Source organism: Moritella sp. 36 (assembly GCF_018219415.1).
Classification (GTDB): Bacteria; Pseudomonadota; Gammaproteobacteria; order Enterobacterales; family Moritellaceae; genus Moritella.
In genome coordinates, this window is the sequence record NZ_CP056120.1 from 1,610,048 (window position 1) to 1,636,096 (window position 26,049).

The following is a 26,049-nucleotide window of genomic DNA, read 5'->3' on the forward strand; positions in this document are numbered from 1 at the left end:
GTTACCTTCGTTAATACTTTGTAAGCGAAACTAGGCGTCTCCCGCGTTCGTGCGCTCTTGATTTGCGCCAATCATGTTGTAAATATCATATCGCCAAAACCCAATCCATTCGTGCAGTGCAAAATCAGTCAGTGCAAAGTTATACCCAAGTGGGATGAATGATATATTGGCTGACATATAATCCGCTCTGATTGGGGTCGCATGTACACCGAAATGTTCAAAGTACAATAGACTACGTTTGATATGTAACCCTGATGAGACTAAGACATTGTTGTCGAAATTACCTTTTCTGAGTATTTCACTGGTGAATTGTGCATTCTGCCATGTGTTAAGACTGTTTGGTTCGGTGATTATATCAACGGCATTAATACCAATAGAAATTAAGCGTTCTTTATAAACGGCGGCTTCTGTATCACCAAGTTTCTTTGTATCACCACCGCTTACAATGATTTTACATTGCTGATTACTGTCAACACATTCATTGTAAACTCTTGCAGCTTCGTAGATTCTTGCAAAAGAATAGAAAGGTGGCTCAATATTATCGCCAACCTTTTCTAGGCCTGCCCCCAGTAAGATAATAGCGTTATTTTCCTGCCAATGAATCGAGGTTTTAGCCACATAATCTTGTTGTAATTTATCCAATAAATATTTAGGCACGACCCCGATGCTGATAAGCACTGTAAGTAAAATTGTGCAGCATAATACGACTGACTTGGCGCGATGAACGTTAAATAAACGTAATAATAGGCTGATAATGATAAGTAAAGATATAAGCAGCAGGCTCATTGATTGTCCTTGTTGAAGTATGAAAAACACAGTATTTCATTGCAGTATAAAGTAATAAAATAATTTATCATTGTTTAAGTGGCTGGTCGATGCTTATAAGTGACTGAAACTTATTGTTAAACTAGATGTTTGATGTTGCCATTAATATGTTCTTAAATGCTTCCATACTTGATTTTACCGAGTCCTTGCGCCAAATTAAATTCGTTGTTGTAGTACCGATCGCGGTCGGTAAAGGGTGTGTTTTAATACCTTCTTTAAATGGATATATCGTCAATAACTTTTCTGGCACAAAACCCACCCCCATACCCGCTGTTACGCAGTTTAATAACGCAGTATAGGAGTTTATTTCCACAATTTTGGGGTGCAGATCTGCTTGTTTTATCCAGTTAACTAAACGTGTGCGATAGACACATTGGGTTGAGAAACCCAGCAACGTGGGATTATGCCCTAAATCTAATGGTGAGTTAATATCCTCATTACGCAAGCTAGAAACCAGTACCAGGGTTTCGCTAAATACTGGCGTTATTTGCAGCCGTTGATCTTGAGGAGGATCAGATACGAGTGCTAAGTCTAATTGGCCATCAATAATCTGTTCGATGAGTATGCCTGTGGGGCTGGTCGTTACTTCTAACTCGACTTCAGTGTAGGTTTGATGAAAATCCATTAATACGTTAGATAGCCGTGATGCTGCGACAGCTTCGATACTGCCCAAGCGTAGTCTTCCAGATGGTGTCGTATTATTGATTTGCAGTATAGCCGATTCAGCCATAGCGAGAATTTCTTTAGCGTGATTAAAAAATTGTTCACCTGTGGGCGAGGGCCTTAACCGGTTTTTTTCTCGAATGAATAGATCGGTATTTAATTCGGCTTCTAACTTTTTGACTCGTGATGTAATGTTTGAAGGTACACGATTTAATGCGTGTGCTGCAGGACTTATCCCGCCCATTTCGACTACAGCACAAAAAATAGTAAGATCAGACAATTCCACTCTTTATATCTCCACGTTAAACTGCATTACTTTCTCAACATGAGAAAGATAGATTCACAATAATTCATTATTAATAACAGTATATTGCTTTTATACTCTAATTCATAAGCTTAGTTAGGAATAGATTATGGATAATTCAACACGCCAAGGCTATTTGGCTGCATTCGGGGCCGTGCTCATTTGGTCGGGGTTTATTTTAGTATCACGTATGGGTGGGATCAGTCCCTTGCTTTCGTATGATGTCATTGCTATTCGTTATGCAACCTGTGCGGCTTTGGTATTACCAATTTGGTGGTTTAAATTTAGGTTCAAATTATGGCAACCTAAGTTCATTGTTTGTAGCCTGTTTGGTGGTCTCGGATATGCGTTATTTGCCTTCCAAGGATTTGAAACGACACCCGGTTCACAGTCTGCAGTGCTATTACCGGGCTTGATTCCCGTGATGATTATTGTTTTGTCGGTTGTGGTTAACAAGCAAAAGCACGCTTGGAGTAAGTGGTTTGGTGTTGCGATGATCACATCGGGTATTGCGGTGCTATTTGTACAAGAATTTTTAGCGCTGGGAACATTATCTATTGGTCATTTAAGTTTGGCGGGTGCTGCGTTTTGTTGGGGCATATTTTCAGTATTACTGAGCCGTTGGCAGATCACACCATGGCAAGCTACTGCAAGTCTGGCTATGATCACTTGCACCATCTACATGCCGATTTATTTACTCTGGTTACCTAAGAATATCAGTTTCGAATTAGTCAGTGCTGGATTGTGGGGGGATATTTTATTACAAAGCTTTTATCAGGGGTTCATGGCGACGATAGTACAGATGCTGTTATATGTTCGCGCTGTGCAGATTATTGGTGCGGCGAACATGGGCACTATGATGGCGATGGTACCGGTTATTGCTGGTGTGAGTGCGTTATTTGTATTTGATGAACCTGTTAAAGCAAGTTTGATCATTGCTATGACAACGGTGAGTATAGGTGTTTGGTTTGCTAATACTCAGTTTTTTGTTAATAAAAAGTACTTTGCTAATACAAAATTAACTCACTCCACGAGTGACCGCGCATAAATTAAGTCTGCTATTTCAAGGTTAGATTATGGAATTCTGACCGTTATTACCAAAGGAGTTGTTCAATGCCGTATATCAATATAAAAATCACCGATGAGCAAGTAACGAAAGAGCAAAAAGCACAGTTAATTGCAGGTGCGACACAATTGCTGGTGGACGTATTGGGGAAAAACCCGAAAACGACCGTCGTGGTGATTGACGAAGTGAATACCGATAATTGGGGCATCGGTGGCGAAGTGGTGACGGCACTGCGCCAAAAATCTCAGCTTTAGTCGTCTGTTACTGGCTATCGGATATTAACAGTTAATAGCCAGTTATCTGAGTCTCTTGGCGATAGCTTCTATTGCCATCGTTACGCCAACTGGTACCGCCGATTGATAAGAGTGCAGTGCATACACATTTACTTTATCGAGTTGATAGTTGGGTAATAGTTCCGCTAACGTAGCTATGTGTTTAGCAAATATAAAGTCTGGAATAATACCAACACCAAACCCTTGTTCTAACATTGTTACGCAAGTAGGTAGGGTGTTGGCTTTATGATTGGTTTTAAAGTTCAGTTCGCAGCGCTGCTTATTAGCTTTTGTTGATCTACGGTGTTTAAGGCTACTTTTCTTAAGACTAAGATGATGACGAATCGATTTTTCTTGCCAGTGATTCGCGACGTACTTTATCTGAGTGAGCGAGAGCGTTGTTGTTTCAAACTCAATGTTATCTTCAAGTTTTAATGCGTTTATATCGGTTTGATGAGCATTAATGGTTTGCACTGCACCACAGAGTACATCTCTGAAATCACCTATTCGCTTTTGCTTGAGATTGCTTATCTTTGATTCTCCCACACGTATCGCAATGTCGATGCCTTCTTGCATGAGATCCAATTGACCATCATGGCTAATTAATTCTAACTCGACATTTGGATAAGCATTAAATACGTCATGTAATGCGGGTAAAACCAGATGATCCATTAAAGCATGCGGTGCTGTGATCTTGATTAATCCTTGCGGGGAGACTTGTAATTGCTGGGCGTCTTGCCACGCTTGTTCTGCCAGTTCATGCATGGTGCAACATTGTTGATAGAAATGTTCACCAGCAGGCGTGAGGCTTTGTTTACGCGTTGTACGTTTAAGCAAGGTAACCGCAAGCTCAGTTTCAAGTTGCTTCAAATGTTGGCTGACAACGGATTTAGATACGTCTAGTTTCTCTGCAGCTTTGGTTATAGAGCCTAGCTTTACTATGTGCATGAATACCGTCATTTTCCTAAGCTTAGTCATTGTGTATTATTACCTATGTTTAATTGTTCTGTTTATCTTAACAGTGTTTTCTGATTGTGCTGTTTTTATTCTCCAATTATAGCGGTAAAGTAACACTCATACACTTAATAGGAGCAAGATGATGACACAAGAACAGATTTTATTAGCCTGTAAATCCGGAATAGCAGCATGGCAGAAAGCCTTTAATAATCAAGACGCAGCAGGTTGTGCAGCGCAATATGAAGAAGGTACGATTATGCATGCTCGTCCGTTTGGTACTTTTACTGGTCGTGAAGAGATCCAAACATTTTGGCAAGGTATTATTGATCAAGGTTTCAATGCCGTTGATTATACTGATGTTGAATGGGTAGCGATGAATGATGATAGCTATGTATTAACAGCAAAATGGACAATGAATAAAGCGTTTGGTGCGGTACATCACGAGCAATGGCGTATTCAAGCTGATGGCAGTGCGTTATTAGCAGCAGATGACTTTGAAGTACAAGGTGAGCGTTAAATGACTGGTTGATGAACAACCTGCCTGGTAGATAAAAAAGACGAGAGATCGCAATATCACTCGTCTTTTTGTTTTTATGACGTTGGATCTATCGTGCCAGCAATTGAATTGTTCATTCTAAACCAACCCGCAATTGAATAGCGTGTTGATTCAGCGGCAAGTACTTCATGCGGAAAACGTTCACTTTCAAATACCACCAAGGTACCTGTTTTGGGGGCAACGCGTGCGATCACATCATTTGAATCTTGTGCATAGATGAGTAATTCACCACCAACACCGGGGGTGTTCAGGTAACAGACAGTGGTAAAGACACGGTTTGATTTACCTTTAAACGCATCTAGGTGTTTTTTATAAAAATCACCAATTTCATATTTCGCGTAATGACATTCATAATCAAATAAGCCTAAGAAAAAGTTACGATTAACTTCCAATCTAAGGTCGCTCATTAGCGCCATAAAATCAGCTTGGGCAGGACTTTCACCCGTTAACCATAAGGTTTTATCTTTGCGGATCTGAGTGTTTAATTGTGAGTCTTGCTGACGACCAATGCCAGCGGCTTTAAATTCGGGTTGGTTTTCAAGGCAATCAGTTAGTAACTTTTCAATAATGCCTTCTGGAAGTGCATCTTCGATAACAGCATAACCATGCTCATGGATATTATCTAAAATAGTATCGATGGTGGTGCGAAAATTATTCTTTGCTCGTAACTGGGTTGTTTCCACATTTGTATAATATACAAGTAAATGATAGGCCATTATACTCAGTTTAATGCACATAAGTATGATTAAAGATAATATTCGCTTTGCTAGTGTGAGTGCTAAGCTTAAGTATTTGAATTTTATCACCTTTGACGAAAAGCACTGTCCTTTAGGGCGGTGATGTAAGTCATTATTGCGTAGCAATAAGCACTTTGTTTTGTTATTAATATTGACATATTTTCACATAGAGTCTACGTTTAGAACTTAGTGCTGTATATAAATACAGTCATGTAGGTGCTGGAAATTGAAACTTATTGCGTATAAATACAGGTTCTACCCAAACAATGAGCAGGTAACAATACTTGCTCATACATTTGGTTGTGTTCGTTTCGCTTACAATTCAGCGCTTGGCTTCTCTAAAGCGCAATACGAATTGGGTAATAAAACCAATTATAACGATTGGAGTAAAAACCTCACTCAACTAAAAAAGAATCCCGATTTTATATGGCTGAAAGATGTTTCTAGCGTGCCATTGCAACAATCACTAAAGCATCTCGATAAAGGCTTTAAGTCATTTTTTAAATCAGGTTTTGGTTACCCTAAGTTTAAACATAAACACGGTAATCAATCTGCTAGCTATATGAGTAACGGCTTCAAATGGAGCGCGGACAAGCAATCGTTAACACTCGCCAAGATGAAGCAAGCATTAAAGATTAAATGGTCACGTACATTTACTGGCACACCCAGTTCATTAACGGTATCGAAGACAAAATCAGGTAAATATTTTGTATCAATGCTTGTAAAAGAAGATGTTAAGCAGCTACCAGTCGTGAACAAGACCGTCGGTGTTGATGTCGGTATTAAAGACTTAGCGATTTGTTCGGATGGAACAAAGTTCAATAACCCACGATTAACCAATAAATACGCGAAGAAACTCGCCAAGGCATCACGCAAATTAGCCAAAAAGAAGAAAGGCTCTAATAACTTCAATAAACAAAAATTGGCCCTTGCTAAGATTCACGAAAAGATAGCCAATTGCCGTAAAGACTTTACCCATAAAATGACGTCGACACTTATAAACGAAAACCAAGTGATAGGCATCGAGTCGTTGAAGGTCAAAAATATGGTTAAGAACCGTAAGCTATCTAAACATATCCACGATGCTAATTTCGGTGAAATAGTAAGACAATTAGAATATAAAGCGGATTGGTACGGGCGTAAAGTATCAGCTATTAGCCAGTGGTTTCCGTCAAGTAAAATGTGCAATGAGTGCGGGTTGCTGTATTCTGGCAAGTGGTCTTTAAAGATTAGAAATTGGACTTGCAAGTGCGGAGCAGTACACGACAGGGACGAAAATGCGGCTATCAATATCCACAGAGAAGGGTTAAGGCTAGCCGCTTAAGTCATTTGTGGCGGTAGGTAGTACCGACACGTTAAACGCTTTGTAAGAGGTTTTGGAAGACTAACGCAATTTAATATTGCAATGCTTAAGCCGTTGACGACAAGAATCCCCTTCCTTCCCCGACTTGTCGGGCGCGAAGCGAGGTAGGGGAGCTTCAAAACTGAAACATTAATAACAAGCTGCTACAGTGGGCTAATAGTAAACGATAGGAGTACCCAAATGGTAAAGTGGCCTGCTGTGATCAAATATCACGGTGAAGATGAACTTATTTATGTTGAGTCGTTAACTGAGTGGGAGAATGATCCTGATTTATGCCAGCCTAATTATGAATCAGAAGATCGATTAATCGATGCGAGTGGTGCTTTATTTTCACTTCCTGCTGCGTCATCTCCTTCGGATACAGACATGTTTGTTTCTTTGGGTTCTCAAATATTAGTGCCTGAATTTGTCGAGTTGATTCGTAAGTATGCGGTGATTGAAAATTATTGCTGCTCTGCAAAGCTAAATGCCAAAACGTATCAGCAAGTGATGGCAATGGTGAAAGAAATCAATTTACTTTAGCTCGGAGTTTTAGTCATGGATGAACATGTCGTTATTTTGATTATTGCCTTAATCGTGTTGTTTTATGGTTTTATATCCAAAAAGCTAGCCCAATTTGATATATCAGGCCCTATGATATTCACTGTATTGGGGCTTATCTGCTCGCCGTTTGGTTTAGGCATTACAGCTGTTGAAGTGGATACCGAATTTGTCACTGTGCTGGTGGAAATCGCGTTAGTACTGGTGTTGTTTAGTGATGCAGCATTGTTAGATCTGAAATTACTGCGACGTTCATGGCATATACCGGCACGATTACTCTTTATTGGCCTACCTTTGACAATTATTGCAGGCACTGCTGTAGCGGTATGGTTGTTCCCAGACCAACCGATTATTTATATGCTCCTATTGGCGTTACTGCTTACGCCTACGGATGCTGCCTTAGGTAAAGCTGTAGTGTCAGATCCGAAAGTACCTAACATGATCCGTTCGAGTATTAATGTTGAAAGTGGCTTAAATGACGGCATTGTTTTTCCCATTGTATTAACCGTGGTCGCATTGATAACCAGTGGGCTAACCAAAGCTAATGACTATAGCTGGATTTGGTATGTAGCTGAACAAATCGTCTTTGGTATGTTGGTTGGCGGTATAGTCGGTTATCTTGGTGCTAGATTATTGAATAAAGCAATCGAACATAACTGGATTGAAGAAAGCTATCAAAACTTGATCCCCATAGCCCTTGCCATTCTCGGATTCTATCTTGCCGAAGCATTATTAGGTAATGGTTTTATTGCTGCTTTTTTTGCGGGTTTATATATTGGCAATACCAGTAAACAAGCGCGAGCACATATTGAAGAGTTTGCAGAAAGCGAAGGGGAGTTATTTATTCTTATTAGCTTCTTTTTGTTTGGTTTAGCGTTTGTACCATTAACATTACATGATATTAGCGTGAACGTGGTTATCTATGCATTATTGAGCCTGACGGTATTACGTATGTTGCCTGTGATGATTTCATTAATAGGTACAAATTTGGACTTTGCAAGCTGTGTGTTTATTGCTTGGTTTGGACCGCGTGGAATTGCTTCTATTTTATATGTGTTGATTGTGGCGCATAACGTCGGTGATATTGGTGGTTTTGATATTGTTTACGCTGTTGTGACGCTTACTATCCTCATGAGCATTTTTGCTCATGGCTTTACCGCACAGCCTTTTTCAAATCTATACGGTAAAAGTCATCGAGATAGGCCTTAATCAGCTTAAAAGGTTAGTCCTAAGGCAGCCAGTGATTTAGAGTTATTGTTAATATCGGCTGCTTCACGTTCAACTAACTCTGTTTGTTGTAGGTTGTGTTGTGATGCATCACTGATATTGACGATATTGCGACTGATTTCTTGCGACACCATATTTTGTTCTTCTGAGGCTGTGGATATTTGTATTGCCAGGTCTGAAATATCTGTGATCGCCCCATAGACATTTTGCATCATCGACTGTGTACGTTTAGATTCATTGACACACAGCTCGGCAGACTCTTTACCTTGCTGCATTGTTATTGACCACTGTTCAAGCGTTTGTTGAATTTCGTTAATTGAGGTTTGGATCTGCTCAGTGGCATTATGGCTCCGTGTCGACAGTGCTCTGACCTCATCGGCCACAACAGAGAAACCACGGCCATGTTCACCCGCACGCGCAGCCTCAATTGCTGCATTTAATGCAAGCAGATTTGTTTGGTCGGCAATACCTCTAATTTCTAACATGATAGTGCTAATCTTTTTGGCTTCTTCTGACAGCATACTGGCCGATGTCGCTGACTCTGCTACATCAATGGCGAGTTTACCGACTTGGGTCATTGTATCTGACATCGCTTGCGTTGCACTTTCACAATCATGATGAGCTATTTGCACTTTTTGCGATGTTAATAAGGTATTTTGAGAGACTTCTGAGATTGTAGAGGACATTTCAGTGACAGCTGTTGCGACCTGATGTAACTCAAGTGTTTCTTGTTCAACACCTTCTTTCGCTCTGTGGACTGCAGATGTGAGGTTATCAGCCCCTGTTTCAAGTGAGCGACTACTATCTACAACACGACCTAAAATAGTTTTGATCTTACCTTCTTCCATTTTTAATTGGAAATCGACAATACTTTGTGGCTTTAATCCAGAGAATACATAACGAGAAACACTGTCATAATTTAGCTTTAAGATAGCAAAATAACGCGGTACTGTAATCAGTTCATTATGGAAAATAATAAAAGGCAGCAATGCTAATAATATACTGAGGTAAGGTATATCTTGACTCGCGAATACGATCAATGCGCTGATCATAAAGAAAGACAAAGGTTTTAAGAGTGGACGCTGGTACCACTGAAATAAACTTTTTCCGTTATTAATTTTGTTATAAGCCTGTTCAGCGGTGAGCTTATCTTTGTGCGCTAATTTTCTACGTACAGACTGATAACCCACTAATTTACCTTGTTCGTGAATTGGTGTTACAAAGGCATCAACCCAATAATAGCGGCCATCTTTACAGCGGTTTTTTACTGCGCCACGCCACGGTTTTTCCGCTTGTAAATTTGTCCAAAGATCTTTAAATGCGGCGGCTGGCATATCTGGATGACGCACGACATTGTGGTTTTTACCGACTAATTCATCGAGTTCAAAACCCGCAATATGACAGAAGGTGGGATTGGCATAAGTAATGACACCTCGGGTATCTGTGGTAGAAACTAATTCATCTTGTACATCAAATGAAACTTCTTCATTAATGACTTGAGCGTTTCTTTTGTTCATTACTTATTTATCCTTAAATTATGATTAAAACGCATCTTATTTACGTCTTCCTATTTGTAGGTATGATACCTTAAATTTATGAATCGTAGGGGGGAAGACGTTAAATTAAGTAAATTTATTAAGTTTACTTAACTTTTTCTTATTAGATATTAGCGCTTAGAAGTATTGATAATGAGGTTTTTGCTAAAGGTTTATAGTCTGATCTGATGGGGGAGGACAGAATAAGCATTGAGCACATTATGAATTGCTCAATGCTATTTTAACTCGTGCTACTTACTTATAATGCTGCTAACGCTGCTGCATAGTCCGGTTCATCAGTAATTTCACTGACTAATTCACTATGTACAACAAGGCCTTCTGTGTTTAAACAAACAACTGCACGACTCGCTAAACCAGCTAATGCGCCTTCGTTGATATTAACGCCATAATCTTCTGTAAATGTTGGAGCACGGAAGAAAGATGCAATTTTAACATCTTTAATACCCTCTACTTCGCAAAAACGGCCTGTCGCAAATGGTAGATCTGCAGAAATACATAGTACAACGGTATTTTCTTTACTTGCAGCTTCAATATTAAAAGTTCGTACACTTGTCGCACATACTGGCGTATCGATACTAGGGAAGATATTTAAGATAACGTTCTTACCCGCAAAATCTTGTAGCGTAATGTCTGCTAGATCTGCACCACATAATGTGAAGTTCGGTGCTTGCGTTCCTTTTTCAGCAAATGAACCTGAAAGACTAACTGAATTACCTTGAAATGTAACTGTAGACATAATTTTCCTTTAATACTTTTGAGTTAGAGTGATAGATTTATAGCATAGTTGAAACAAAATTAATGCTATAAATTAACTGGTTGTACCAAAGTATCATGTTTTATAAATATGTTAACGGAAGGTGTTGTTAAATATAAATATTTAATTTTTATTTAATATTTATATTGAGGGGGAGGTGGGGGATAACGATTAAGTTATTGTAAACTTGATTATATTTCTGTGAGCGGGGGGGCTTAAGTGCGGTTTATGCTAATTTTGAGTTATAAAAATGGATTAATGTTATCATTATGTTTCCTTTACCGTCGGTTTTTCTTGCATGATTGCATTAACGAAAAGTAACGTATTGTTTAATTGGCAGAAGTTGAGTTTTAGGCATCGCCTACTACTCATTATGACCTTGTCTGGTGTGATTAAATTATTGATCTTGTCGATTGCAGGTTTTGCTTATTTGAAGCATTGGGAAGAGCAGGAAAGTGGAGATAAAGCACTCGGTATTGCTAAGTTTTTAGCCGCGTCACCTTCTGTTATTGAGGCGATTGAGGCGAAGAACCCTGAATTAATCAGAGACAAAGTTGAATTATTACGCTCATCTATTAATGCTACATTTATTGTGATCGGTGATAAAAACAGTTTACGTTATGCACATCCTATCGCTAATCGCCTCGGCCATAAAATGCAGGGCGAAGATAATGATAAAGCATTAAAAGAAGGCTTATCTTATGTGTCAGTTGCTGAAGGGTCGTTAGGTCGTTCCGTGCGTGGTAAAACCCCAATTATCGATACCAATGGAAACATTGTCGGTGTGGTATCTGTTGGTTATTTAGTCACAAGTATCGAAAATAAAGCCGAACACTTCCTCGTATTCCTTCTTTTTATGGTCGTGTTGGTTGTGTTTACTAATGCATTAATCTCTAATTTTACGGCAAAGAAATTTCAGAATGCGATATTTGGCTTTGAGCCCGAAGAGTTCGGCCGCTTATATATGGAGCTAGAAGTAACGCTTAGTACTATCAAAGAAGGTGTTGTGAGTATTGATGCGAATGGTTACTTACGCTCAATCAACCGCAGTGCATGCGATATTTTTAAAGTGAAGGCCAAGGATGTATTGCACCGCAAAATGGATGAAGTATTACCTGATAACAATCTAACGGAAATTTTAACCAGTAAAGTCAGCGAATATAATGTTGAGATGATGATTAAAGGCCAAGCGATTGTGGCGAATAGGTTGGTGCTTGTTGTTGATGAACGGGTTGTTGGAGCTGTATCAAGTTTCCGTCTTAAAGATGAAATTACAGAACTTACTAAACAACTATCACAGGTGCGTGAATATTCCGATTTGTTACGCTCGCAAACGCATGAACATAGTAATAAATTAAACACCATTAGCGGCCTTATTCATTTGGGTAAAAATGAAGACGTATTAAACTTGATAGGGCAAGAAACTGCACGTTATCAACATTTAATTCAATTCTTACGTGAAGCAATTCACGAACCTATGATCGCAGGCGTATTGTTAGGTAAAAGTGAAAGGGCTAGGGAGCTAGGGTTATTATTAGAGATTGATGAAGGGTCACAGCTGTTAACCTTACCTGAACATATTCGTGCCGAAGATATTGTAACAATTTTAGGTAACTTTATTGATAATGGCTTTGATGCTTGTATCAGTAGCAATACGATAAAATCAGAGAGAAAAGTATCAGTGAGCATTTCTGATTTTGGCAATGAGATAATCATTGAAGTGGAAGATAACGGTTGTGGTTTACCAGAAGGTATAGCACAAAAAGAATTAATTAAACAAGGCGTATCAAGCAAATCGAAAAGTAACCGAGGCGTGGGACTGCACCTTGTTGATCAAATCATTAGTCAATATTATGGGCAGCTAATGATGAAAAGTATAGATAATGAAGGAACAAGAATGACGGTGTATTTACCAAAAAAATATACGAATAAGGATATTACGAATGACATCAACTAATGCGATTAAAGTGTTAATCATTGAAGATGATGTGGGTATCGCTGAGATCCACCGCCGAAATTTGATGAAAATAGAGGGCTTAAGTGTCATTGGTATCGCAACCACGAAAACTGAAGCTGAAACCTTACTTGAGGTGTTAACTCCAGATTTAATTCTGCTGGATGTTTATTTACCGGATGGTAACGGCTTAGATATTCTTCGTGACTTGCGCCAACAGCAACACGAATGTGATGTGATTCTAATTACAGCAGACCGTGATGCTGAGACGCTACAAGCGGCTATGCGTGGTGGCGTTGTTGATTATATTTTAAAACCCGTTATATTTGCACGCTTAGAAGAGTCATTATATAAGTACTTAAAGCAGAAAAATCAATTTGGTATTTTAGATGATTTAGATCAGCGCGTCGTTGATTCAATGATCTCGGTGAGTGTGAAAAGCTCTGTTTCATCCCGATTACCGAAAGGTATTGATAGTGTGACTTTGGATAAAGTACGTGGTTTGTTTACTGAACATAAAGATATCACCGCGGATAATGCAGGGGTATTTATTGGAGCAAGTCGGACAACGGCAAGACGTTATTTAGAGCATCTGATTAGTACTGGTGAGCTAGTGGCTGATTTGAATTATGGTACGGTAGGACGTCCAGAAAGAACCTATCGGAAACAAGCTCGATAGCTTTTTAGCCAAAACTCTTTATATGAAAAAAACAGCGCATCAAGCGCTGCTTTTATAAAAACGAACGATTAGAAACGAATTTAACGACAACCTTCTGCTGACCTCGCCTTGTTAACACGATAACGATTAAATGCCGTTAATAGTATTGGAGTCACAAGTACTAACGCTGATATGACGGTGAACGTTAAGGTGATAGGGCGTTCCCATAAGAAGTTTAACTCACCATCGCTGAGCATCAATGAACGGCGTAGGTTTTCTTCCATTAATCCACCAAGAATGAAACCGAGTAATAACGGGGCTAATGGGAAAGTCGCTAACCTTAAAAATATCGCGATTACTGCTATTATGATCATAACAAATACATCAACAGTATTAAATGAAACCAGATACACCCCCGTGATTGAGAAGAAAATGATCATCGGCAGTAATACGGTTCTTGGCACGGCTAATAGTTTTGAAATATACGGGATTAGCGGTAGATTCAAGACCATCAAAACAACGTTACCGAAGTACATAGAGATGATCACCGACCAGAATATTTCAGGGTTATCGACAAACAAGCGTGGACCAGGTTGAACACCATAAGATATCAATGCACCTAGCATAATAGCTGTTGTCCCAGATCCTGGAATACCTAAGGTTAATAGCGGTACAAACGAACCACTTGATGCGGCATTGTTAGCGGATTCTGGCGCCACTAAACCACGGATACTGCCTTTACCAAATTCATCGCGTTTATCTTTTGGTGCTAGATTACGCTCTAAACCGTAACTTAAGAAAGCAGCAATCGTCGCGCCTGCGCCTGGTAATACCCCGACAAAAAATCCGAGAATCGAAGATCGAATTGCCACTGGGGCAACTTCTTTTATTTCTTCCTTTGTCACTTTCATGCTGCCTATTTCAGCTAAAGCACTGTTCTCTTCTGATGACGTATCAGGGTCTGGTTTTAAAATACTGAATAAAATCTCACCGAGGGCAAAGGTTGCCATAGCTAATAATAAGAAACTAAAACCATCCATTAGGTCAGTTAAACCAAAGGTGAAACGCTCAACGCCAATCCCTTTATCGATACCGACTGTTGATAACATTAAACCTAAAATAGTCATCATCCAGGCTTTTAGCACCTGGCCTTTACCGGCAAAGGCGGCTACGGCAGACAAACCGACGAGCATAAGTGAAAAATAATCAGATGATTGAAAACTTAATGACACTTTTGCTAAGGCGGGAGCCGCGATTAATAGCATAATTGCGGATAAGGTACCGCCAGTAAATGAGGCATATGCAGCAAGTGCTAGCGCTTTACCCGCTTGGCCTTTTTTCGCCATTGGGTAACCATCAAATGCGGTGACCACAGTTGAAGAGCAACCAGGAGCATTGATTAGAATTGATGAGGTTGAACCACCAAAAATTGCACCGTAATAAACACCGGCCATTAAGATCATACCTGACGATGGGTCTAAACCATAGGTAATCGGGATCATCAGGGCAATTGCTGAAATAGGACCAAGACCGGGCAACATACCAATAAAAGTACCAACAAAACAACCGACCATGACCATCATTAAGTTGGTTGGCATGATTGCTGTGGATAAGCCTGCTAAAATTCCATCTAACATAATTATCTTCCTACAAGCTTAAAAAAAGGTAACCAGGTTCAAGATAAATATCCAGAACTTTGGTAAGAAGTAACCAAAATAGCGTTACAAAAGGAAAGGAAGCACCAAGCAAGACCGATTTTCGACGTTCGCCAAGTAGCCAAAATCCAATTAGTAAGAATAAGCTGGTGGCTAATACGAATCCGAGCCAAGTTAAGCCTACGCCATACGCGGTCATTAAAATAATAAATGAGGTGAGTAAGCGCCAATCTAAGCGACTTTCGTTTGCGGTTTGTTGCTCGCAAGCGTTCTTATTACTGGGTGTAACTGGTGACATCACAATTAGTAGCAGCGACATGATAATCCCGGCGGCTGTTAATAAATAGGGTAAAGTACGCGCAGTAAAGGCTTCATATTCATCGCCAGGGAAAAGCTGAATTTGGGTGGTTTGGTAACCGTAAATTAAACAGACAAGCAGAAATATTAATCCACTCACCCGATCTCGGTTTAATAATGATAAAGGGGTTGATTGCATAGGGGCTCCAATTAAAAAGAAAGCCACAGCGAAACATAATGTATTGCTGTGGCTGTATGATGAGGATGAATTAGATTATTTTAGGAAGCCTAATTCACGCATCAAACTACCCATTTGTTGTTCTTGTTGCTCTAAGAATGCATAGAAGTCTTTATCTGCTTTATAGTTATCAATCCAGCCATTACGATCGCGAACGGTTGCCCATTCGTCGGTTTTGTACATTTTACTTAGTACTTTGTTCCACAGAGCAACCTTTTCTTCACTGATACCCGGTGAAGCAAAGAAACCACGCCAGTTAGCAAACACAGTGTTGTTACCCATCTCGGTAAGAGTCGGTACATTTGGCGCTGCGGCTAAACGTTCTGGTGAAGTAATAGCGAGAATACGTACTTGACCACTTCTCGACATTTCCAGTACTTCGCCTAAACCGGTTGATAATAATGGTGTTTCGCCAGATAGCACGGCAGCCATGGCTTTACCGCCTGCGTCATAAGCAATATAACGTACTTTACGGGCATCAAAACCTTCGCCTTTAAAGGCTGCTGCTACAATAAGATGATCCATGCTACCGCGAGCTGAGCCGCCAGCAATTTTTACTTTTCGTGGGTTTTCTTTAAAGTCAGCGACAACTTGTTGCCAGTTTTGGTATTTCGAATCTGCGGCGACAACAATTGCACCATAATCGGCAATGGTCGTTGCAACAGGTGTTAAATCTCGAAATGACTGCGGAAAGATCCCTGTTAATGAACGGATCACAATCGGTGTTGAGTTAACCATCAACGTATCTTGCTGACGATCTGCGGTTTCAATCATATGAGCAATCGCTTTACCACCTCCGCCACCAGATAGGTTTTGGAAAGATACTTTTTCAACTAGGTCCGCTTTCATTAATACATCACCTGTACCTCGAGCTGTCATATCCCAGCCACCGCCTGCACCACCAGGGACAATAAAGTGTAGTTTTTCTATATCAGCCGCCCAAGCGGCAGATGAGAGTGTTGCAATACTTGCCACGATAAGTGATGAGGCGACACGCTTTCTAAATTGCTTTAGCATGGTTTCCATTCCTTTTATTTATTGTTAATAGTTAACGTTATAGGTTTAATGGTTAACGTTAATAATGTGCAATGTTACGCTAGTGTTATCGGTAACGTTGTGACGGGATGGAAACTGTAAATAATGGCAATTAACGGCGTTGTGGCTATTTTGTTCATAAAGTTCACGATGGACTTTAAATTAAAAAAGAAGGTAATAAAAAGCCGCCTAATTTATTTCGATGAATAAAAAAAGGCGGCTTTATGTCGTTATGAAACGGCAGGTTTATGACCTATAGCGAACAGAATTAACTCGTTGTATTGATTTCTACTGCTTTATTTTTATCTGTTACTGTAGAGTCACTTTGCGCCATTGTTTCTAGAATGGCGTCTTTTTCTATCCAAATTTGGTTCAAGTGCTGTTGAAAACCAATTTTAAATGCTCGGTCTTTTTGGTAATCGCCGCGCATCTTGTCATCAATATCTGAGACGCGAATATGTACATGTACATCTTTCACTTCACCACACAAGTATTGCCAAAAGGTGGGGGTTTGACCTGGATAATAAATGGCGACATCAACAATTTTGTGAATATGATCGCCTAATGCAGAGAGTGCAAACGCCAATCCACCTGCTTTTGGTTTTAATAGATGTTTAAACGGTGAATTTTGTTTGTTATGTTTTTCTGTGGTCAGGCGAGTACCTTCAACAAAATTCATCACACTCACAGGGCTTGATTTGAATTTAGCACACGCCTTACGTGTTACTTCAATATCTTTACCGCGCAACTTCGGATTTTTCTTTAGTTGTGTCGTGCTGTAACGGCGCATAAAAGGAAAGTCTAACGCCCACCAAGCGATACCTAAGAAAGGCACAAATATAAGCTCTTTCTTTAAGAAGAATTTTAAGAATGGAATTTTTTTATTTAATACGCGCTGTAAGATCAGGATATCAACCCAAGATTGGTGGTTAGCCAATACCATATACCATTCTTTTTCAGACAGTTCGATGTCTTTGCTGTGTAGATGAATATTCACAGGATGAATAAGGCGCTCAATTATTACATTGACTCGAATCCAACTGCTTGCACAACACACTAATAGTGAAGAGCATAGAGTTTGTATTATTTTAATCGGTAATAATTTGATTGGGCTTAAAATCATGATGGGAGTGGCCCAAAACAATAAATTTATAACCCAAAAGGTAAAAGCTAAACAGCCTCGTATAAATGACATAATATTTCCTACACATTAAATACATACTTTCAAATAAGTGCTTATATTACTGCCCGAAGCGTCAGGTCTCAATATATAAATGTTCGTTTGCGCTCAAAATTACCTATTTCACGAAACATCGGATCAGTTAAGCCCTAAATTTAAGAATACGAGTGCTCTTGCTCTTATTTTCGAGGGTAATTATGGCTATGTATCTAAATATAGATATAAAGTTAGACTTTAGTTGCCATTTATAAGTTTTTTTACTATTTGAGGTGGCTACAATAAGGTATTGTTTAGATAAACAATACTTAAACATAGGTATTATCAACTCTGCATTTCAATACCGCCATTCGTTTCGCACAATAATGAATAATGGTTGCAAAGCAACATCAAATACTAAGGATATACATTTATGGAAACTCTAATTGATATACTATTAACTCCCTGGCTTTGGATCTCAGTTGTGGTCATATTCACAATTCAAAGAGGCATACTCTTTGTTCCGCAAAATAGAGGTTATGTTATTTATACGTTTGGGCGCTATAGCGGCACATTACAAGCGGGTCTTAATTTTATCGTTCCGTTTGTACAGAGGGTTGCTGCAGATCGTAACTTAAAAGAGCAATCATTAGACATATCTTCACAACTCGCGATCACCAAAGACAATATTTCATTAGAAATTGATGGCATTTTGTTTATGAAAGTGGTTGATGCATCTGCTGCAACGAATAATATTACTGACTATAAATTAGCGGTTATTCAGTTAGCTACAACGACAATGCGTAATGCAATTGGTTCGATGGAACTCGATCAATGTTTCCAAAATCGCGATAATATTAATGCGAGTATTTTGGCTGCAATGACGGATGCGACCCAACCTTGGGGTGTTCAGGTTACGCGTTATGAGATTAAAGACATTACGCCTCCCACTTCTATCAAAGAAGACATGGAAAAGCAGATGACGGCAGAGCGTGAAAAACGTTCCGTTATCCTGACTGCTGAAGGTGTTAAAACCGCAGCGATTACCAAAGCTGAAGGCTTGAAACAAGCAAGGGTTCTCGATGCTGAAGCCGCAAAAGCAGAGCTGGTATTAGCTGCTCAAGCGAGTAAAGAGTCACAAATTTTGGAAGCGGCAGGTAAAGCAGAAGCAATTAGATTGGTCGCGGATGCCGATTCTGCTGCGCTAAATGTAGTCGGTGCTGCGGCAATAACCAGTGAAGGGCAGCAAGCTGTACGTTTAACGCTTGCCCAAGATGCGATTGCGGCACACAAAGCCATTGCAGCCGAAGGTTCGGTCATATTAACGGATGGTAAAACCAGCGAGAATATAGGTAATACCGTCGCGCAAGCGATTGCTGTATCAAGTGCATTAAAACTGTCTGAATAATATGCTTGGTTACCCATTGAATGGAGTTTAAGAAATGGATACATTAATCGACTACTTACAAAATAATCATGATCAATTGCTTTATGTTATTGGTGCGATTACGTTAGTCGTTGAACTGGGTGTGATTGGTTTAAGTGGTCCGCTGTTGTTTTTCAGTCTTGGTTGCCTCGCGACTGGCTTATTGGTTAACTTGGGCGTGATTGCAGGGTGGGAGCTTGAAGTTCTGTCTGTGGGACTATTAACAGCGATTAGTGCGCTGCTTTTATGGAAACCACTGAAGCACTTTCAGGGAGATAAGCTTGTACAAGATACGAGTAGCGACATGATCGGTCAAATGGTACCTGTAAGTGAAGCTGTCACTATCAATGGTGGCAAAGTTCGCCATTCTGGTATTAACTGGAATGCACGTTTAAGTGAGTCTTCGACTGTTGAAACCAGAGAGGTAGGTCAACGAGTTAAAATTGTCGCAGTGGATGGCACTGTTTTAATTATCGAGTAGACATTAAGCAGATTAAGTAAGACATAATTTAGACATTAAATTACTAGGTTAAGTAAACTAATCTATATGATATATAGCCCTTATCGCATGTTTTTAATGAACAATGTGAGAGGGCTTTTTTATAGAAAAAATTCTGTGGTAACGCTATTTTTTACCTATAGTTGAGTATGTATACTCAGAGTTGCAATATTAGGTAATAGAACTTAGGTGGCAATAGGGATGAAAGGAATACACAGAAAAGAATTTGTCCATATCATTTGTACATTAATCAGTAATCACGAATATATATTTGGTGCTGTTAGTATAAAAGAGGACTGTGGTTATTTAATTTGTATCAGAGATTATGTAACCCAAAATATAATGTTCATGGCTGATACTCGTTTTAGAAGTCGTTCAGACGCTCTTTATGATTTCGGACTCATGTGGGACGATGCATTGGCTAAAGTACACTGTGATAGTTCACCGTTGGTCACATCGGGATTGTGAGAGCGTCTTAATAATAGGGTAAATACTCCATGGGTTTATCAGCTGTTATGCTCATCGGAGCAGATGAGGTGTTCAATACATAATTTATAAAATGATTGTGCTTGGGGTGAAATTGTATGCTCTGCAAGTCTAAAAATACCAATTTTTCGCTCTAAAGACGGATCGATGAGTGGTAGCCAGACTAAATCGGTTTCATTGTTTGGGAATGCCAATTTAGGTAGTGTGGTTATACCAATGCCAAGTTTTAATACTGAAAATAAAGAAGTTATATTTTCTACTGAATAAAGCGCCTTCTCAATGAGAACCCTTGCTGGAGTTGGCTCTAGCAGCCTGCAGGTGCCATTATGAATAAATGCTTGGTCCAATAGTGCTCGCCATTCAACACCATTAATTTTACTCGCTATCGGATTATCCTTTAAGCAGACTACGCCGATTGGATCTGAAATCAGCGGTGTAAAATCAATAGCTTCAGAATCTAAGTTGGCACAGTTTCCCAGCGCTAAATCAACCTCACCAGAAAGCAATCTTGCTTCGACACCTGCGGCGTTATCATCAATTAAACTGACTTCGACATTGGGGTATTCCTTACAAAACCGGCCCAGCACGTTGGGGATTAATTTTGCTGCAACTGATGGTACGCTGGCAATGCGAACACGTCCCTGCTGGCCTGCTGCGGCAGCGTGTAGATCGTTATTTAATGTCTTGTAAATATACAGAAATTGCGTGATTTTTGGTAAGCAAATTTGACCAAAAGGCGTGAGAGTTGATTTATTACCTGATTCAAAAAGTGGTTGTTCTAAAGTACGTTCAAGTTCTTTGATTGAGGTCGACAGTGCAGCCTGAGAACGGTTTGCTCTATTTGATGCTGCGCGAAATCCACCTTCTTCGACGACTAAAACAAAATGTCTCAACTGTTGTATTTTAATATCCATATCTTTAATGCCCTATAAACATATTCGTGATCACACTTTTTCAGGGTGATAAATTTTTCTTATCAAACGAACAGAATTTACCGTTAGATTTATCAAGAGTCAAATGGCAGTATTCACAACATTGAAACAAAGTTGTTACAAAGTGGATGTGAACATGAAAACTCAAAGTTACCCTGTACAAACTGAATTATTTGCGTCTAAGGCTCCCCTTGAATGGGCTATTGTCAATAATGGCACCTTATATACTGCGCAAATCCCTATTGATCAAACTGGCGTTGTAGTTGACGGCGGTATTGAGGCTCAAACACGTCGAACCCTCGATAACCTGGTTCATACTTTAGAGTGTGCAGGTGAATCACTTAATTCTGTGCTGCAAGTTTTAATCTACGTAACTGACCGCGAATACCTTGCAACCGTGAATAAAGTATATGCCGAATATTTTAAGGCCCCTTATCCAAATCGTGCCGCAATCGTAGTAGCCGGACTCGCCCGTGAAGAAATGCTGGTGGAACTCGTTGTCTACGCCGCGGTCAACGCCGAACTATAATGACGATATGAACCTTTTATCGAATACAAACAAATCTAACGCATAGCCGAAACAAGGAAAGTCGTATGACAACTCAAACACAGCGCATTCAACCAGAACACTCACTTTATATTGGCGGCGAATGGCAAGCCGGTGTTAGTACTATCGCCAATATCAATCCGTCTGATATTACTCAAAATCTGGGTAACTTTGCACAAGCGAGTGCAGCGCAAGTTCAACACGCTATCTCGGCAGCAAAGCATGCACAGCCAACATGGGAAAAAACACCATTAGAGCAAAAACAAGCGGTCTTACAAGGTATCGGTGATGAGTTGATTGCCCGCTGCGATGAACTTGGTCGCTTACTATCAAGTGAAGAGGGTAAGCCGTTCTTAGAAGGTCGTGGTGAGATTTATCGCGCGGGTCAGTTCTTTCAGTATTTTGCTGCTGAAGTGCTACGTCAAATAGGTGATAGCGCCGCGTCAGTGAGACCAGGTGTATCTGTTGAGGTAACACGTGAAGCTGTGGGTGTTGTAGCCATTATTTCACCGTGGAATTTCCCTACGGCCACTGCCGCCTGGAAGATTGCGCCAGCATTAGCATTTGGTAATAGTGTTATCTGGAAACCGGCTAATTTAACGCCTGCAAGTGCCGTTGCATTAACTGAAATTATTCACCGTCAGGGTTTACCGGCTGGTACGTTTAACTTGGTGCTTGGCAGCGGATCTGAAGTGGGTAATGTCCTTATTAATTCAACTGAAGTGAATGGTGTTAGCTTTACTGGTTCTGTTGATACGGGTCGTAAAATTGCAGCTGCAACAGCGCCTAATTTTGTGCGTTGCCAGTTAGAAATGGGCAGTAAGAATGCACTTATTGTTGCAGATGATGCGGATATCAATATTGCTGTTGAAGCGACTATTGCCGGTTCTTTCTCTGGCGCAGGTCAAAAGTGTACAGCCTCTTCTCGTCTTGTGGTTATGGACGGTATTCATGATGCATATGTTGAAGCACTTATTAAGCGCATGAGTGAATTAAAAGTGGGTCATGCCTTAAAAGAAGGTGTGTTCATGGGGCCTGTTGTTGATAGTAAGCAATTAGATGCTAACTTTGACTGGATTGATACCGCACGTCAAAGTGGTGGTGAACTGGCATTCGGTGGCGAACGTTTAAGTCTAGAGCATGAAGGTTTCTATATGTCGCCTACACTGTTTGTTAATACTAAAAATGATTGGTCTGTGAATCAAGAAGAAGTATTCGCGCCGATGGCGAGTGTTATCCGTGTTGCTGACTTAGATGAAGCAATCGCAACAACCAACGATACACGATTTGGTTTAACGAGTGGCATCATCACGCAAAGCCTACGTACGAGCACCTTGTTTAAACAACAAGCGCAAACAGGCTGTGTGATGGTTAACTTGCCAACAGCGGGTACTGATTACCATGTACCGTTTGGTGGCCGTAAGGAGTCTAGCTTTGGCCCTCGTGAGCAAGGTCAATACGCAAAAGAGTTCTATACCGTGGTGAAAACGGCTTATCAACGTGCTTATTGAGCTGCGTTGAAGTCAGCACTAAGTGAATCAAAGTCAGATAAATAATTAGGAGTCGGTATGTATCACCAAAGGATTGTTATTGACGGGTTGCAATATTGCAATTGGGATCGAGAGTACTTCCAGACATTAAAAAGCAGTGGTATTACCGCTGTTCACGCCACGATTGTTTATCACGAAACAGCGCGTGAAACATTAAGCCGTTTTGCGGAATGGAATTTACGGTTTGAACAAAATGCGGACTTGATCATGCCGGTCCATTCTGTTGCTGATATCGAAAAGGCGAAGATATTAGGCAAAGTGGGTATTTTCTTTGGCGCACAAAACTGCTCATCGATTGATGATGAAATCGGTTTAATTGAAGTGATGCGTCAACAAGGGCTGCTTATTATGCAGCTGACTTATAACAACCAAAGCTTACTGGCGACAGGGTGTTATGAGAAAAATGATAATGGTATTACTCGTTTTGGTAAGCAAGCTATTGCGGAGATGAATCGCGTTGGGATGATCATCGATATGTCACATAGCGCAGAGAGATCTACACTTGAAGCGATTGATTTATCGTCACGTCCTATTTGTATCAGTCATGCCAACCCGACGTTTGCGTTTGAAGCTCTGCGTAACAAATCGGATACGGTGATCAAGTCACTCGCTGCGCGTGGTGGGCTGTTAGGGTTCAGTTTATACCCATTTCACTTACCTAATGGTAGTCAGTGTACCTTAGATGATTTTTGCCAAATGGTCGCGAAAACAGCAGATATGGTTGGTGTTGAACACTTGGGGATAGGTAGCGATTTGTGTCTCAATCAACCACAAGCTGTATTGGAATGGATGCGTAATGGTCGCTGGTCTAAAGCGATGGATTACGGTGAAGGCTCTGCAAGTAATGCAGGCTGGCCGGACTCATTACCCTGGTTCTGCGGCAGCGCAGGCATGGAGAATATTTATAGCGGATTAATGCGCTACGGATTCTCAGAGTCTGAAGCGGGGCAAGTACTGGGTGATAATTGGTTTAACTTTTTAAAGCAAGGATTAGAGCCTATTTCGTAAGTTATAACGCACATATAGAACACCAGCTCACGATTAAACTATTGGGCTGGCGTAAATACACCTTTGCAATTGCAAAGAAAACCTCTGGAGTCAGAGCATGTCAGATTTAATCAAAAGCGTGAAAGCGGCGAGCTTAGATAGTGAAGGTAGCAATACCGCTAGCACTTCAAGCTCTTCAAATAAAAGCGCAGTAAGTGAAAGTAATTCTACAGCGGATAAATTGGGTTTTAGTAACCCCGCGTTTTGGTACAGTGGCAGTTTTCTTGCCTTATTTGTACTATTAGCTTTATACGATGGAGCATTATTATCCAGTCTTGTGAATACAGGGTTCTCGTGGGCTGTCACAGTCTTTGGTCCTTATTGGCAAATATTGTTGTTATTAACTTTTTTGATTGGCATAGGCTTAGCTGCTGGTCGTACTGGTAATGTCGTTTTAGGTGCACTGCCTAAACCTGAAATGGATGGCTTCCGTTGGATGGCTATTATCTTCTGTACCTTACTTGCTGGTGGCGGTGTATTTTGGGCCGCAGCAGAGCCAATTGCACATTTTGTGAGTCCACCACCCTTGTATGGTGCACAAGAAAATGTCCAGCAAACCGCTATTAATGCATTGTCACAATCATTCATGCACTGGGGCTTTCTCGCTTGGTCGATTGTTGGTAGCCTTACCTCTATCGTGGTGATGCATCTTCATTATGATAAAGGCTTACCGCTTAAACCGCGTATTTTACTTTATCCTCTTTTCGGTAAGCGCGTGCTAACTGGTCACACAGGTGCCTTGATTGATGCTTGTTGTATTGTGGCTGTTGCGGCAGGGACTATCGGCCCTATTGGTTTCCTTGGTTTACAGGTGAGCTACGCATTAAACGCTTTGTTTGAGATCCCAGACGGATTTACTACGCAGCTTATCATCATCTTATTTGCAATTGCGTTATATACAATTTCGGCATTGAGTGGCTTAAATCGTGGCATGCAAATGCTCAGTCGTTACAACGTTGTTTTAGCTTGTGTATTGATGGTTTATATCCTTGTTTTTGGTCCAACTAACTTTATTTTTAATGGCTATATCCAAGGTGTAGGTAGCCTAGTCGATAATTTCATTCCAATGGCGACGTACCGTGGTGATGAAGGTTGGTTGAGCTGGTGGACTGTATTTTTTTGGGGGTGGTTCTTAGGCTATGGCCCGATGATGGCTATCTTTATCGCCCGTATCTCGCGCGGTAGAACCATACGCCAGCTAGTCTCAACCATTAGCATTATTGCGCCGCTCACTACCTGCTTCTGGTTCACCATCGTGGGTGGTTCAGGCTTGGCATTTGAAATCGCAGAACCGGGTTCAGTCAGTTCAGCATTTGAAGGTTTTAATCTACCTGGTGCGCTGCTGGCTGTCACAACACAGTTACCATTTCCTATGGTTACTTCGGTCCTTTTTCTTATCCTGACTACGATCTTTATCGTGACGACGGGTGATTCGATGACTTACACAATTAGTGTGGTGATTAGTGGTGAAGAGGAACCAAATGCATTTATTCGTACATTTTGGGGTGTGGTTATGGGGATAACCGCGTTAGTCCTTATTTCTTTGGGTTCGGGAGGCATATCGGCACTGCAATCTTTCATTGTTATTACAGCTGTGCCTGTTTCTCTCATTTTATTGCCATCACTTTGGAACGCACCACAAATCGCGATTCAGATGGCCAAAGACCAAGGTTTATAGCCTGTCTTAGTAGAAAATAATGTGAAGCAAGGCGGTGAGTAAGCCGCCTAATTAAAACTCTTATAATTAAA

25 protein-coding genes are annotated in these 26,049 nt (G+C 40.4%); 14 read left to right on the plus strand and 11 right to left on the minus strand.

Features of this window, described 5'->3' with window-relative positions:
• Positions 1–30: 30 nt before the first annotated feature.
• A complete protein-coding gene (locus HWV03_RS07370) occupies positions 31–786 on the minus strand; it encodes a YdcF family protein (RefSeq protein ID WP_211679128.1) in 756 nt (251 codons plus the stop codon).
• 121 nt (positions 787–907) lie between these two features.
• Complete coding sequence (locus tag HWV03_RS07375) at positions 908–1,774, minus strand: LysR family transcriptional regulator (RefSeq protein ID WP_211674738.1); 867 nt, start codon at positions 1,772–1,774, stop codon at positions 908–910.
• A 127-nt stretch (positions 1,775–1,901) separates the two neighbouring features.
• Here HWV03_RS07375 and HWV03_RS07380 point away from each other — a divergent pair, with 127 nt between their 5' ends.
• The gene (locus HWV03_RS07380) at positions 1,902–2,840 is read left to right on the plus strand and encodes a DMT family transporter (RefSeq protein ID WP_211679129.1); all 939 of its coding nucleotides are present in this window, start codon (positions 1,902–1,904) and stop codon (positions 2,838–2,840) included.
• A gap of 65 nt (positions 2,841–2,905) precedes the next feature.
• Positions 2,906–3,112: a 2-hydroxymuconate tautomerase family protein gene (locus HWV03_RS07385; RefSeq protein ID WP_211679130.1), complete on the plus strand. Its 207-nt coding sequence runs from the start codon at positions 2,906–2,908 to the stop codon at positions 3,110–3,112.
• A 42-nt stretch (positions 3,113–3,154) separates the two neighbouring features.
• Here the strand turns inward: HWV03_RS07385 and HWV03_RS07390 are convergent, their stop codons facing one another.
• Positions 3,155–4,108, minus strand: coding sequence for a LysR family transcriptional regulator (locus HWV03_RS07390; protein ID WP_211679131.1), 954 nt, complete (start codon positions 4,106–4,108; stop codon positions 3,155–3,157).
• Positions 4,109–4,229: 121 nt separating this feature from the next.
• Here HWV03_RS07390 and HWV03_RS07395 point away from each other — a divergent pair, with 121 nt between their 5' ends.
• On the plus strand, positions 4,230–4,604 hold the full coding sequence (locus tag HWV03_RS07395; protein WP_211680085.1) for a YybH family protein: 375 nt from the start codon (positions 4,230–4,232) through the stop codon (positions 4,602–4,604).
• 74 nt (positions 4,605–4,678) lie between these two features.
• Here HWV03_RS07395 and HWV03_RS07400 read toward each other — a convergent pair whose 3' ends face one another.
• Complete coding sequence (locus HWV03_RS07400; RefSeq protein ID WP_211679132.1) at positions 4,679–5,359, minus strand: 2OG-Fe(II) oxygenase; 681 nt, start codon at positions 5,357–5,359, stop codon at positions 4,679–4,681.
• 247 nt (positions 5,360–5,606) lie between these two features.
• Between HWV03_RS07400 and HWV03_RS07405 the strand changes: the two genes are divergently transcribed.
• From HWV03_RS07405 to HWV03_RS07415, 3 genes are all read left to right on the plus strand, one after another.
• Positions 5,607–6,704: an RNA-guided endonuclease TnpB family protein gene (locus HWV03_RS07405; RefSeq protein WP_211679133.1), complete on the plus strand. Its 1,098-nt coding sequence runs from the start codon at positions 5,607–5,609 to the stop codon at positions 6,702–6,704.
• Between the two features lie 219 nt (positions 6,705–6,923).
• Positions 6,924–7,265 (plus strand): DUF4144 family protein, encoded by a 342-nt coding sequence (locus HWV03_RS07410; RefSeq protein ID WP_211679134.1) that lies wholly within the window; start codon positions 6,924–6,926, stop codon positions 7,263–7,265.
• 15 nt (positions 7,266–7,280) lie between these two features.
• Positions 7,281–8,492, plus strand: coding sequence for a cation:proton antiporter (locus HWV03_RS07415; RefSeq protein WP_211679135.1), 1,212 nt, complete (start codon positions 7,281–7,283; stop codon positions 8,490–8,492).
• Between the two features lie 5 nt (positions 8,493–8,497).
• Here the strand turns inward: HWV03_RS07415 and HWV03_RS07420 are convergent, their stop codons facing one another.
• Together HWV03_RS07420 and tpx are read right to left on the minus strand one after the other, a co-directional pair.
• Complete coding sequence (locus HWV03_RS07420; RefSeq protein ID WP_211679136.1) at positions 8,498–10,027, minus strand: methyl-accepting chemotaxis protein; 1,530 nt, start codon at positions 10,025–10,027, stop codon at positions 8,498–8,500.
• A gap of 277 nt (positions 10,028–10,304) precedes the next feature.
• A complete protein-coding gene (tpx, locus tag HWV03_RS07425; protein WP_211679137.1) occupies positions 10,305–10,802 on the minus strand; it encodes a thiol peroxidase in 498 nt (165 codons plus the stop codon).
• Between the two features lie 316 nt (positions 10,803–11,118).
• On the opposite strand from tpx, the gene HWV03_RS07430 reads away from it, so the two are divergent.
• A complete protein-coding gene (locus HWV03_RS07430; RefSeq protein WP_255547113.1) occupies positions 11,119–12,777 on the plus strand; it encodes an ATP-binding protein in 1,659 nt (552 codons plus the stop codon).
• Positions 12,764–13,453, plus strand: a complete 690-nt coding sequence (locus HWV03_RS07435) for a response regulator (RefSeq protein WP_045110978.1) — start codon at positions 12,764–12,766, stop codon at positions 13,451–13,453. Before HWV03_RS07430 ends, HWV03_RS07435 begins: the two co-directional genes overlap by 14 nt.
• An 80-nt stretch (positions 13,454–13,533) precedes the next feature.
• Here the strand turns inward: HWV03_RS07435 and HWV03_RS07440 are convergent, their stop codons facing one another.
• The 4 genes from HWV03_RS07440 to HWV03_RS07455 all read right to left on the minus strand — a co-directional run bounded on the left by HWV03_RS07440 (position 13,534) and on the right by HWV03_RS07455 (position 17,852).
• Positions 13,534–15,069: a tripartite tricarboxylate transporter permease gene (locus HWV03_RS07440; RefSeq protein WP_211679138.1), complete on the minus strand. Its 1,536-nt coding sequence runs from the start codon at positions 15,067–15,069 to the stop codon at positions 13,534–13,536.
• Between the two features lie 10 nt (positions 15,070–15,079).
• On the minus strand, positions 15,080–15,583 hold the full coding sequence (locus HWV03_RS07445) for a tripartite tricarboxylate transporter TctB family protein (protein ID WP_211679139.1): 504 nt from the start codon (positions 15,581–15,583) through the stop codon (positions 15,080–15,082).
• A gap of 75 nt (positions 15,584–15,658) precedes the next feature.
• Positions 15,659–16,639, minus strand: coding sequence for a tripartite tricarboxylate transporter substrate binding protein (locus HWV03_RS07450; protein ID WP_211679140.1), 981 nt, complete (start codon positions 16,637–16,639; stop codon positions 15,659–15,661).
• Positions 16,640–16,925: 286 nt separating this feature from the next.
• Positions 16,926–17,852: an acyltransferase gene (locus tag HWV03_RS07455; RefSeq protein ID WP_211679141.1), complete on the minus strand. Its 927-nt coding sequence runs from the start codon at positions 17,850–17,852 to the stop codon at positions 16,926–16,928.
• Between the two features lie 394 nt (positions 17,853–18,246).
• On the opposite strand from HWV03_RS07455, the gene HWV03_RS07460 reads away from it, so the two are divergent.
• Entirely contained in the window at positions 18,247–19,221 is a 975-nt protein-coding gene (locus HWV03_RS07460; RefSeq protein ID WP_211679142.1) for an SPFH domain-containing protein, read from the plus strand.
• Between the two features lie 34 nt (positions 19,222–19,255).
• The gene (locus tag HWV03_RS07465; RefSeq protein ID WP_211679143.1) at positions 19,256–19,720 is read left to right on the plus strand and encodes an NfeD family protein; all 465 of its coding nucleotides are present in this window, start codon (positions 19,256–19,258) and stop codon (positions 19,718–19,720) included.
• Between the two features lie 524 nt (positions 19,721–20,244).
• Here HWV03_RS07465 and HWV03_RS07470 read toward each other — a convergent pair.
• The gene (locus HWV03_RS07470; RefSeq protein WP_211674756.1) at positions 20,245–21,138 is read right to left on the minus strand and encodes a LysR family transcriptional regulator; all 894 of its coding nucleotides are present in this window, start codon (positions 21,136–21,138) and stop codon (positions 20,245–20,247) included.
• 154 nt (positions 21,139–21,292) lie between these two features.
• Between HWV03_RS07470 and HWV03_RS07475 the strand changes: the two genes are divergently transcribed.
• From HWV03_RS07475 to HWV03_RS07490, 4 genes are all read left to right on the plus strand, one after another.
• Positions 21,293–21,685, plus strand: coding sequence for a RidA family protein (locus HWV03_RS07475; RefSeq protein WP_370629420.1), 393 nt, complete (start codon positions 21,293–21,295; stop codon positions 21,683–21,685).
• Between the two features lie 65 nt (positions 21,686–21,750).
• Complete coding sequence (locus tag HWV03_RS07480) at positions 21,751–23,214, plus strand: aldehyde dehydrogenase family protein (protein ID WP_211679144.1); 1,464 nt, start codon at positions 21,751–21,753, stop codon at positions 23,212–23,214.
• A 57-nt stretch (positions 23,215–23,271) separates the two neighbouring features.
• Positions 23,272–24,261, plus strand: a complete 990-nt coding sequence (locus HWV03_RS07485; protein ID WP_211679145.1) for a membrane dipeptidase — start codon at positions 23,272–23,274, stop codon at positions 24,259–24,261.
• Between the two features lie 97 nt (positions 24,262–24,358).
• Complete coding sequence (locus tag HWV03_RS07490) at positions 24,359–25,978, plus strand: BCCT family transporter (RefSeq protein ID WP_211679146.1); 1,620 nt, start codon at positions 24,359–24,361, stop codon at positions 25,976–25,978.
• Positions 25,979–26,049: the final 71 nt, after the last annotated feature.

What these genes read in the sequence shown, in the direction of transcription:
- HWV03_RS07370 (WP_211679128.1), bottom strand. Translation starts at nt 786, where the DNA reads ATGAGCCTGCTGCTTATATCTTTACTTATCATTATCAGCCTATTATTA.
- HWV03_RS07380 (WP_211679129.1), top strand. Translation starts at nt 1,902, where the DNA reads ATGGATAATTCAACACGCCAAGGCTATTTGGCTGCATTCGGGGCCGTG.
- HWV03_RS07385 (WP_211679130.1), top strand. Translation starts at nt 2,906, where the DNA reads ATGCCGTATATCAATATAAAAATCACCGATGAGCAAGTAACGAAAGAG.
- HWV03_RS07390 (WP_211679131.1), bottom strand. Translation starts at nt 4,108, where the DNA reads ATGACTAAGCTTAGGAAAATGACGGTATTCATGCACATAGTAAAGCTA.
- HWV03_RS07395 (WP_211680085.1), top strand. Translation starts at nt 4,230, where the DNA reads ATGACACAAGAACAGATTTTATTAGCCTGTAAATCCGGAATAGCAGCA.
- HWV03_RS07400 (WP_211679132.1), bottom strand. Translation starts at nt 5,359, where the DNA reads ATGGCCTATCATTTACTTGTATATTATACAAATGTGGAAACAACCCAG.
- HWV03_RS07410 (WP_211679134.1), top strand. Translation starts at nt 6,924, where the DNA reads ATGGTAAAGTGGCCTGCTGTGATCAAATATCACGGTGAAGATGAACTT.
- HWV03_RS07415 (WP_211679135.1), top strand. Translation starts at nt 7,281, where the DNA reads ATGGATGAACATGTCGTTATTTTGATTATTGCCTTAATCGTGTTGTTT.
- HWV03_RS07420 (WP_211679136.1), bottom strand. Translation starts at nt 10,027, where the DNA reads ATGAACAAAAGAAACGCTCAAGTCATTAATGAAGAAGTTTCATTTGAT.
- tpx (WP_211679137.1), bottom strand. Translation starts at nt 10,802, where the DNA reads ATGTCTACAGTTACATTTCAAGGTAATTCAGTTAGTCTTTCAGGTTCA.
- HWV03_RS07430 (WP_255547113.1), top strand. Translation starts at nt 11,119, where the DNA reads ATGATTGCATTAACGAAAAGTAACGTATTGTTTAATTGGCAGAAGTTG.
- HWV03_RS07435 (WP_045110978.1), top strand. Translation starts at nt 12,764, where the DNA reads ATGACATCAACTAATGCGATTAAAGTGTTAATCATTGAAGATGATGTG.
- HWV03_RS07440 (WP_211679138.1), bottom strand. Translation starts at nt 15,069, where the DNA reads ATGTTAGATGGAATTTTAGCAGGCTTATCCACAGCAATCATGCCAACC.
- HWV03_RS07445 (WP_211679139.1), bottom strand. Translation starts at nt 15,583, where the DNA reads ATGCAATCAACCCCTTTATCATTATTAAACCGAGATCGGGTGAGTGGA.
- HWV03_RS07450 (WP_211679140.1), bottom strand. Translation starts at nt 16,639, where the DNA reads ATGCTAAAGCAATTTAGAAAGCGTGTCGCCTCATCACTTATCGTGGCA.
- HWV03_RS07455 (WP_211679141.1), bottom strand. Translation starts at nt 17,852, where the DNA reads ATGTCATTTATACGAGGCTGTTTAGCTTTTACCTTTTGGGTTATAAAT.
- HWV03_RS07460 (WP_211679142.1), top strand. Translation starts at nt 18,247, where the DNA reads ATGGAAACTCTAATTGATATACTATTAACTCCCTGGCTTTGGATCTCA.
- HWV03_RS07465 (WP_211679143.1), top strand. Translation starts at nt 19,256, where the DNA reads ATGGATACATTAATCGACTACTTACAAAATAATCATGATCAATTGCTT.
- HWV03_RS07470 (WP_211674756.1), bottom strand. Translation starts at nt 21,138, where the DNA reads ATGGATATTAAAATACAACAGTTGAGACATTTTGTTTTAGTCGTCGAA.
- HWV03_RS07475 (WP_370629420.1), top strand. Translation starts at nt 21,293, where the DNA reads ATGAAAACTCAAAGTTACCCTGTACAAACTGAATTATTTGCGTCTAAG.
- HWV03_RS07480 (WP_211679144.1), top strand. Translation starts at nt 21,751, where the DNA reads ATGACAACTCAAACACAGCGCATTCAACCAGAACACTCACTTTATATT.
- HWV03_RS07485 (WP_211679145.1), top strand. Translation starts at nt 23,272, where the DNA reads ATGTATCACCAAAGGATTGTTATTGACGGGTTGCAATATTGCAATTGG.
- HWV03_RS07490 (WP_211679146.1), top strand. Translation starts at nt 24,359, where the DNA reads ATGTCAGATTTAATCAAAAGCGTGAAAGCGGCGAGCTTAGATAGTGAA.